General features: G+C 62.9%; 5 protein-coding genes, 1 tRNA gene and 2 rRNA genes. 2 read left to right on the top strand and 6 right to left on the bottom strand.

The window, feature by feature from the left end; translation table 11 throughout:
* The 4 genes from BMX17_RS06940 to BMX17_RS06925 all read right to left on the bottom strand — a co-directional run.
* Positions 1-1211 (bottom strand): 23S ribosomal RNA (locus BMX17_RS06940); the annotation flags it as partial.
* Positions 1212-1556: 345 nt separating this feature from the next.
* A tRNA-Ala gene (locus BMX17_RS06935) sits at positions 1557-1628 on the bottom strand.
* 110 nt (positions 1629-1738) lie between these two features.
* Positions 1739-3212: ribosomal RNA gene (locus BMX17_RS06930) — 16S ribosomal RNA — on the bottom strand.
* Positions 3213-3960: 748 nt separating this feature from the next.
* Entirely contained in the window at positions 3961-4272 is a 312-nt protein-coding gene (locus BMX17_RS06925) for a non-histone chromosomal MC1 family protein (protein ID WP_092658751.1), read from the bottom strand.
* 281 nt (positions 4273-4553) lie between these two features.
* Between BMX17_RS06925 and BMX17_RS06920 the strand changes: the two genes are divergently transcribed.
* Both BMX17_RS06920 and BMX17_RS06915 read left to right on the top strand, forming a co-directional pair.
* On the top strand, positions 4554-4751 hold the full coding sequence (locus tag BMX17_RS06920) for a hypothetical protein (protein ID WP_049995293.1): 198 nt from the start codon (positions 4554-4556) through the stop codon (positions 4749-4751).
* Positions 4752-4802: 51 nt separating this feature from the next.
* Complete coding sequence (locus BMX17_RS06915; protein WP_092658750.1) at positions 4803-5855, top strand: quinone-dependent dihydroorotate dehydrogenase; 1053 nt, start codon at positions 4803-4805, stop codon at positions 5853-5855.
* A gap of 49 nt (positions 5856-5904) precedes the next feature.
* On the opposite strand, the gene pheT is transcribed toward BMX17_RS06915, so the two are convergent.
* Together pheT and pheS are read right to left on the bottom strand one after the other, a co-directional pair.
* Positions 5905-7698: a phenylalanine--tRNA ligase subunit beta gene (gene pheT / locus BMX17_RS06910; RefSeq protein WP_092658749.1), complete on the bottom strand. Its 1794-nt coding sequence runs from the start codon at positions 7696-7698 to the stop codon at positions 5905-5907.
* On the bottom strand, positions 7698-9209 hold the full coding sequence (pheS, locus tag BMX17_RS06905; protein WP_092658748.1) for a phenylalanine--tRNA ligase subunit alpha: 1512 nt from the start codon (positions 9207-9209) through the stop codon (positions 7698-7700). The genes pheT and pheS overlap by 1 nt, the downstream gene beginning before the upstream one ends.
* Positions 9210-9402: the final 193 nt, after the last annotated feature.

Genomic DNA, 9402 nt, shown 5'->3' with positions numbered 1-9402 from the left:
TCGGCCGGTAAGCTGTTACGCTTTTCTTAGAGGGTAGCTGCTTCTAAGCTCACCTCCCGGCTGTTTAGGGCTTGAGACCACCTTCGATCGCACTTAATCCACACTTTGGGACCTTAACCCAGCTCTGGGTTGTCTCCCTCACGGTACACAGGCTTACCCCGCATACCGGACTCCCCGCGTCGACAGCGTCCGTAGGTTTGGAGTTTGACAGTGGAGCCGACTCCTCTCGGAGGCGGACACCACAATCGGTAGCTCTACCCCACGGACTACCTCGGCGGAGGTCATGCTTCGACATGTTTCGGTCGGAACCAGCTGTTTCCGGATTCGATGGGCCTTTCACCCCTACACGTAGGTCACGGGAGGGTATTGTAGGACACCATCCCTAACAGACTTCCACGTGCCTTTCGGCACGCTTCATCTTGCCCACGCGTAGATCATCCGGTTTCGGGTCGTACCCGTTTGGCTCCCCGCGCTTGAACACGGCGGCCCTGGCGCAAAGCGCTGCGGCCATGTCGGTTTCCCTGTGCCTTCCCCGATGACCGGGTTAGACTCGCCAAACAAGTACACTCCCTGGCTCGTTTTTCAAAACGTACGACGGAACACCGGCTTCCTGTGGGTCCTACTGGAAGATCGCTCTTCGGTCGTTTGCCACAGGACCTTTCGTGCCCCGTCGCTCCATCGCCAACTGATTTCAAGCCCTATTGCACCTCCCTTCTGAGGGTGCTTTGCAGCGTTCGCTCACGCTACTTGTTCACTATCGGTCTCAGGTAGTATTTAGCCTTGGCAGTCGATGCCTGCCGTGTTCACGAGGGATTTCCAACCCCCGATACTCTGGAACTGACGCACACCGTACTGGTCTTCACTACGGGGTTGTCACCCTGTTTCACGCTCCGTTCCAGGAGACTTCGTGAAGACGATCCGGTGATGAGAGTCAGCCCTAACACCACATTGCCCGAAGGCTTCGGTTTGGGCTAGGTCGCGTTCACTCGCGGTTACTAACGACATCACATTCGTTTTCTCTTCCTGCCGGTACTGAGATGTTTCAATTCCCGGCGTTCCCCATTGCGCGAAGCAATTGCTGTGAGGATTCCTATTCGGAAATCTCCAGTTCTTCCCCTCCGTGCGGGTCCCTGGAGCTTATCGCAGCTTGGCACGTCCTTCGTCGGCACCTGAGCCGAGCTATCCACCAGCTGGCATAGTAGCCAATCGCTGATGATGACCTGGAATGACTCCAGGTCAGTTGGTGACCCGGACTAGGTCCGGGTCGTGTAGTGACTCGGAATAATTCCGAGTCGCGTCCGCCAGACACGCTGTCTGGCTGGCTGTCAGACTCAGAGAGTCTGACAACGTCGCTGAAGACTCGATAAACTGCACACGAGTCCAGTGGACGCCTGGATCGCACGTACACACAGTCTCATCTGCAACGCCCGGTGGTTGCCGGTGCGTGCATCAACCCTTCCCACTCGCGTTCACACGGAGTGGTGCATCGGTCTTCCGTACCCGGGTCGAGTGGAGTGCCCCACTTAAGGGACACGGTTCGACTCGGGGACGGGATATGGACCCACTGGGATTTGAACCCAGGGCCTCCGCCTTGCAAAGGCGGCGCTCTGCCGCTGAGCTATGGGCCCTTCCCTGCGGACAAATGTTAGCCCTGGCAGTTCATAGGTGCTCGGTCGGAACGTGGCTCGAACGTGATCCTCCAAAGGTGGGCTGGGGCGTCGCCCCAGTCCCGGTCTGTAGGAGGTGATCCAGGCCCAGATTCCCCTAGGCCTACCTTGTTACGACTTAAGCCCCCTTGCGAAGCCCAGATTCGACCACCGCATGGTGGCCTCATCCGGACCTCACTCGGGTGCTTTGACGGGCGGTGTGTGCAAGGAGCAGGGACGTATTCGCCGCGCGCTAATGACACGCGACTACTACCGAATCCAGCTTCATGCGGGCGGGTTTCAGCCCGCAATCCGAACTACGACCGGGTTTAGGAGATTAGCTCTCCCTCTCGGGGTCGCGTCCCACTGTCCCGGCCATTGTAGCCCGCGTGTTGCCCAGCACATTCGGGGCATACTGACCTACCGTTGCCCGTTCCTTCCTCCGCTTTGGCCGTGGCGGTCTTCCTAGTGTACCCAGCCAACACAAGGTTGCTGCTGGCAATTAGGGATGCGGGTCTCGCTCGTTGCCTGACTTAACAGGACGCCTCACGGTACGAGCTGACGGCGGCCATGCACCTCCTCTCAGTGGCTCCAGTAAGGTCATCAACCTGATCTTCACTGCACACTGTCGGTGCTGGTGAGATGTCCGGCGTTGAGTCCAATTAAACCGCAGGCTCCTCCGGTTGTAGTGCTCCCCCGCCAATTCCTTTAAGTTTCATCCTTGCAGACGTACTTCCCAGGCGGCTCGCTTCACGGCTTCCCTACGGCACAGCGCAGGCTCGTAGCCTGCGCCACACCTAGCGAGCATCGTTTACGGCTAGGACTACCCGGGTATCTAATCCGGTTCGAGACCCTAGCTTTCGTCCCTCACCGTCGGGTCCGTTTTTCTGAGGCGCTTTCGCCACCGGTGGTCCGTCCAGGATTACGGGATTTCACTCCTACCCCGGACGTACCCCTCAGATCTCCCGGCCCCAAGCCGAACAGTTTTCGCCGGACGCCTGCCCGTTAAGCGGGCAGATTTCCCAACGAACTTGCTCGGCCGGCTACGGACGCTTTAGGCCCAATAATAGCGGCCATCACTCGTGCTGCCGGTATTACCGCGGCGGCTGGCACCGGTCTTGCCCAGCACTTGTTCCTGTACCACCTTACGGTACAGAAAAGCGAGGACTGTATGCCCTCGCACTCGGAGTCCCCTTATCGCACTGTCGTGCAGTGTAAAGGTTTCGCGCCTGCTGCGCCCCGTAGGGCCCGGAATCTTGTCTCAGATTCCGTCTCCGGGCTCTTGCTCTCACAACCCGTACCGATTATCGGCACGGTGGGCCGTTACCCCACCGTCTACCTAATCGGCCGCAGCCACATCCTATGGCGCCGGAGCATTTCCAGCTCTCTGCAACTCCAACGTGAGAGCTGTATTGGAGATTAGCCTCAGTTTCCCGAGGTTGTCTCCATCCATAGGGCAGTTTGGCCACGTGTTACTGAGCTATCTGCCACGGGTCTAAACCCGTGCGACTAGCATGGCTAAATCGGACTCCGATAGCAATGGCCTCCGGCAGGATCAACCGGAATGTCTCCTGGCCGAAGCCAGGAGGGTTAGGCGGGACACACTCTCGAAAGAGTGTGACTATCGAAGGTATAACACGTTCGACGACACACGGACCGACCGAGTGTCACCGAACTGCCAGGGCTAACATCAGATCCCATCTATACGGCGGACCGCAGGGGTGGAATCCTCATTCATTGCGGACCTAACTGTACATCGGGACACCGTATAAGGGTGTCGATGTCCAATCGGACCACTGCCGGGCGATGTCGGCCCCGGACCGGCCGTGTCTGCATTCCATCCGAACGCCCTGTTACACTTAAGGGCATCGGATCGATCTTGCCCGGAATCCGCATCCGGGAAGACCGTGTGTGTTTGCGAAGACCCCCTCGTAGACTTAAGGGGATCGATGCAGACTGCCGGGCAGTGGGTTCCGTCCCACCGCCCCGCCTTCGTATTTCATCCGATGGGGGTGATTTACTTAAGCCCGTCGAACCGGAGCCAATACGGCAGTCGATTCCATGGGAACTGCTCGCGCGCGCTCGACGCTCTAACAGTTCGCATATGTGTATACAATCTGGTATATATCGTCGTCGCTCGGCGAGAACTGTCGCGTGGGCGGAGGCCGGCCGGTCATCCCGCGCGTGGTGCGTTCGGTCTGGCCGGGTGTTTCCACGCAGTCAGAGGTTGGTGCGAGAACGGGTTATGTTTGTGGATACGTGCCCGTGTGCGTGCGGAGGATAATCCAAAGAAACCACCGTCGAAGCCGCGTACTCAGATCTCCTCGAGGTGTTCGACGCCTTGTTTCTCGACGTTGCCTTTCGTGATCTCGTTGGGCATCCAGTCCGGTTTGTCGTCGGGAGCCTCCTCCTCCCAGGCCCACCCTTCGTAGATGTGGACCTTGTGCGTCCCTTTCTCGCGGAGCCGGAGCTCCGTTCGGTCGGCGGCAGACTCGCTGCTCGCCGGGTCGAGCCGCCGGGCCGCCTTCAGTGCTGCCTGCCGAGGTGTGCCACCGGAGAAGACGCTAGACTCGTCTCCACTCGTTTCTCGAAGCGCGAAGTTGCGCTTATCTTGGTCACGTGCCATGGTTTTGGCCTCTCCGTGTCAATTCAGCACATGACCCACCATAAATATACCCCCGGATCCTCCGCCGTCGGGCAGTGAATTTATATACGATCCGATAAACCACTCGGCAGTTTGGGTGAGAATCAACCGGTATCTGGCGGATTTCACCCGTGCTGGCGCGCGGGCGCGGTCGAAGATCGTCCCCTCCCGGCGGTTCCACACCGGCAATCCCCCGTGAGAGACAGGCCTCGCACGGTAAGCTTAAGTAACTCCTACGGCGAACCACGACGTACGATAGCGCGATGGTGCGAAAAAAGAAGCTGAGTCCGAGTGGCGCCAAGGACGAGGATGGCGAGTACCACAACGTCCACATCAACCTGCACGAGGACGAGTTGGCAGTCGCCGGGATGGAGATCGGCGACGAGGTGTTCGTCCGGGTACGGGACAACAAGATCATCATCCAGAAGGCCGACCCGGAGGACGTCGAACACGAGTTCTGACGACGGGAGCGTACTGAGCCATCGCCGACCAACTACCCACGAGGAGAGAGTGTGATCTACGAACTCGCGAAACCACTGTTGTTCAGACTCCCGGCCGAAACCGCTCACCGGAGCGTCCACAGCCTGCTCGGTGCCGTCGACGGCACCCCCGTTGCCGACGCGATGTCCCGGTACTACACCGTCGAGGACGACCGCCTGACCGTCGAGGCGTTCGACCAGACGTTCCCCAACCCCGTCGGGGTCGCGGCCGGCTTCGACAAGAACGCCGAGATCCCCGGCGCACTCGCGGCCCTGGGCTTTGGCTTCGTCGAGGTCGGCGGCGTCACGGCCGTTCCCCAGGACGGCAACCCTCGCCCGCGGATGTTCCGCCTCCGCGAGGACGAGGCCCTGATCAACCGCATGGGACTCAACAACCACGGGGCGGCCGCCGTCGGCGACCGACTGGCGGCCACCGATGCGCCCGTCCCCGTCGGCGTCAACGTCGCCAAGTCCGAACACGTCGCCCCCGAGGACGCCCCGGCCGACTACCGCGAGACCTACGAGCAGGTGGCAGCGGGAGGCGATTTCTTCGTCGTCAACGTCTCCTGTCCCAACTCCCAGGGCTTCGCCGAACTCCAGAACCGCGATTCGATGGCAGCCATCCTCGGCGAGTTACAGGACGCGGGTGCCGCACCGCTTCTGGTCAAACTCTCGCCGGACCTGCCCGATCCGGCCGTCGAGGACGCCCTCGATCTGATCGACGAACTCGATCTCGACGGCGTCGTCGCGACGAACACGACGACGGACAGGCCGGCCTCGTTGCGCAGCCCCAACCGGGCCGAGACGGGCGGGCTCTCGGGGAAACCCATCGAGCGCCGGGCGACGGAGATGGTCCGGTTCGTCGCCGAACGCACCGACGTGCCGGTCGTCGGCGTCGGTGGCGTGGCGACTGCCGAGGACGCCTACCGGAAGATCCGCGCGGGCGCGAGCGTCGTCCAGTTGTACACCGGCCTGATCTACCGCGGGCCGGGGATCGCTCGCGACATCAACCGCGGCCTTCTCGACCTGCTCGAACGTGACGGGTTCGACAGCGTCGAAGCCGCGGTCGGTGCTGATCTGGACTGAAACAGGTCACGCTTCGTGGAAAAAGCTGGACGACGAACCGCTCGCGGCGCTACTGTAGGGCCGCGAGATCGAACTCGAACGCCGCGACTGGGAGTTCGATGTCGTGTTCGACGATCACTTCTGGATGGACCTCGCCGATGACGCCGACTTCTTCACCGTCGACGACGACGCTTGCGGTTCGGCCGGAAATGAAGGTCGGGTGCTCCGTGGCGGGCGTCTCCAGGTCCTTATCGAACGCGTCCACCAGCGCCCGGAGCGCGGCCTTGGCGTCCTCGTAGGACGCGCCGGCGTGACACAGCGCCGCGGCGACGGTCCGGCGTTCCGCGACGTTGGTGTTCTCGGACTCGTCGACGTGGGCCGAGAAGCCAACCTCCGCGAGGTCCTGGGGGTACGCGCGGTGCGTGTTGTTCTCCAGAACCATCATGATCGAGGGGAGCGCCCACGAGCGCACCATCGTGAAGTCCTCGCTGTAGGGCTGTTCGATGGTGACGGCCTCGCCGCCGCCGAGAGCGTCACTACCCTGCTCACGGTTGTCACCGTTCGCTCGTTCGCCGGAGCTGGGTTCCGGCTGCGGAACGTTCAGCCGCTCGTAGTTCTGTTCCTCGTCGATCAGGTGGAAATTGAGCAGGTCCTCGAAGCCCTGCCCGACCAGTCGGTCCCGGACGGCGTCTTCCAGACGGGAGCGTTCGTGTCGGCCGCCGACCGTCGATACGTCCGGATAACGCGGTTCGAGTTCGTTGAACCCGTAGGCCCGCCCCACGTCGTCGATCAGGTCGACCGGGTGGAGTACGTCGACCCGGTAGGGCGGTACCTCGACCCGGTAGGCCGCCGTGCCGTCGTCGGTCTCGGTAGGTTCGGCGTCCATCCCCGCGCGCTCGATCAGGTCGACCACGTCGTGCTCGTCCAGATCGACGCCGAGCATCGTCTCGATGTCGCCGTGAGCGACGGTCTTCGTCTTGGAAACCAGGTCCGGCCGAACGAGGTCGCTCCCGGCGTCGGGCGTCACTGGTGCGTCGTCGGTGTACTCGACGTCGACTTCCTCGACTTTCCCGCCGCGGGCGTCCAGGGCGTAACAGACGATGTTCAGCATCTTGTCGACCGTCCACTGGTCGGTGCCGGTCATCTCGATAAAGAGGTCACGCGAGTCGGCCGTGACCTCCGTCCGGCGGCCGTTGACTACCGGCGGGAACGAGAACAGCCCGATCTCGTCGTAGATCGCGGGCATCGACTCGTAGTCGGCCACGAGGTCGGCATAGTCCTGCCCGATATGGTGGACCTCGAGCACTTCCCGCAACGTCAACTCCTGGTCACCCTCCAGGGGTACCATCGTCTCGTCGTCGGCGTCGACGCCGGTGTAGGTGATCGACTTCGCGCTGTCGTCGTCTTGCTTCAGCGTCTCGCCTTTCAGCATCGTCAGGTCGTGGACGCCGATCGCCCCCTTCGCGCGCTGGCGGCCCATCGTCGCGTGGAGTTTCTCCTGAACCTGGATCAGCGATTCGAGGGCCGCGTCGTCCATGTCCAGCCCGCGGACGATCGCGCCCGTCACGTAGGGCCGGTCCTCGGGCACGTCCTCGACGCGGATCGTCCACTCGGCGTCGTTCGTGCTGGGGACGTACACCCCGCGGTCGTCGCCGTACTGGTAGCGCAGCGAACGGGCGACGCCCTCGACGGAGAGGCGATCCAGTCGATCGGGGGCGAATTCGAGTTCGAAGTCGCCGTCGTCGGTCTCACCCTCGAATTCGAGACCGAGACCGAACAGATCGTCCTTGAGTTCCGCGTCGTCTTTCTCGTCGTAGCCGGTCAGGTAGCGGAGTTCGTCCGGGTCGATTTCGACGGTTGGCATCAGTAGGTCACCTCCTCTTCGCGCAGGAATTCGAGATCGACCAGCGTGCCGTGCACGTCGCGGATATCCTCGGCTCCGGTCGCGAGCATGAACAGCCGTTCCAGCGCCAGTCCCCAGGCCATCACGTCGCAGTCGACGCCGAGGGGCTCCAGCATCTCGGGGCGGAAGATACCCGAGTTGCCGATCTCGATCATCTCGCCCGTCTCGGGGTGACGGCCGAACAGTTCGAAGCTTGGCTCGGTATAGGGGTTGTAGTGGGGCTTGAACTCGATGTCCGTGATCCCGAACTGCTCGTAGAATTCGGTGAAGGTTCCCATCAGGTCACGCACCGAGAGGTCCTCGGCCATCACCCAGCCCTCGATCTGGAAGAACTCCAGCAGGTGGGTCGCGTCCAGCGTGTCGTTGCGGTAGGCCTTCTCGATGGAGAAGAATCGCTGGGGTGGCTCCAGATCGCCCATCGCCTCGCCCGAGAGGTGCCGGGCGGTGAGCGACGTGGTGTGGCCCCGCAGGGCCAGCGCCTTCGCGAAGTCCAGATCCCACGGCGAGTGGTAGCCCTCACCGTCCGGCCCGACGCCTTCGCGGTGGGCGCTCTCGACGGCGTCGACGAGGTCCGCGGGGAGTTCGTCGATGGCTTCCGGCGTATCGAGGGCGAACCGATCCCAGTGGTTGCGCGCCGGGTGGTCCTGGGGCATGAACAGGCAGTCGTTGATCCAGAAGTCGGCGTCGACGTGGGGCCCCTGCATCTCCTGGAAGCCCATCCCCACCAGCACGTCTGTGACGCGTTCGGCCATCTCCCGGAGCGCGTGCTTGCGACCGGGGACGACCCGCTCGGCGTCGGCCTCGACGTTGTACTCGGCGAACTCCACGTCTTGCCACTCCCCGCTGGTGAGCATCTCGGAGGTGACCTGGCCGACGGTCTCGGCCGTCTCGATGCCAGCCATCAACTCGGTGACGCCGTCGTCGGTCAGGGTCACCGAGCGGATCACCGTCTCGGTCTGCTCGATCAGTCCGCGGTTGTCCAGATCCTCCAGTGCCGTCTCGCGGGCGTACGCGCCGGCCCCTTCCGCGAGGGCGTCCAGTGCGGTCGCCTCGTCGTCGGCGTCGGGATCGGCCTCGGGATCCGCGGTGAGTTCGCCGCTGTCGATCTCGCCGTACCCCTTCCGGGCGTAGTTCGACAGCGCGATGTCGACGGCGTCGCCCTCCAGTCCGGACGCGCCGATGACCTGCCCCATCTGGACGGGTTCTTCGTCGGCCCCAGCTTCGACGGCGGCCTCGTAGAGACGGAGTTCCGGCAGGCCCGCCTCGACGTAGCGCTCGGCCTCCTCGGTCAGCTCCACGTCGCTCGTGGTGCGTTCGGTCACCTCCAGCAGGCCCGCGTCGTCGAGTTCGAAGGCCGCGCGCGTGGCGGTCTCCGGTTTGAGGTCGGCGGCCTCGGCGATGCGGTCGATGGTTCGTTGCTCGTCTGCGCTCGCGGCCTCCAACACCGCGACCTGTGCCTGTGGCAGTTTCATGCGTGGATAGTCGTTGTTACGTACCGCGCGGGTCGGTCAGTTAACGGTTCTCACTCGCGGCTCGCACCTCGCGTGCGGCCGGTTTCGTTCGCCCGACGAGTCCCCCGCCGCCCGAACTCCGCCGGCCCTCACGCGGCGAAAAAGAAGCCGAACCCCGCTCTCGGGACTCCCTGGCGCACGACCGACCGGCAGT

It is taken from the genome of Halorientalis persicus (genome assembly GCF_900110215.1).
Lineage (GTDB): Archaea > Halobacteriota > Halobacteria > Halobacteriales > Haloarculaceae > Halorientalis > Halorientalis persica.
This window is presented reverse-complemented; position numbering and strand designations above follow the sequence as displayed.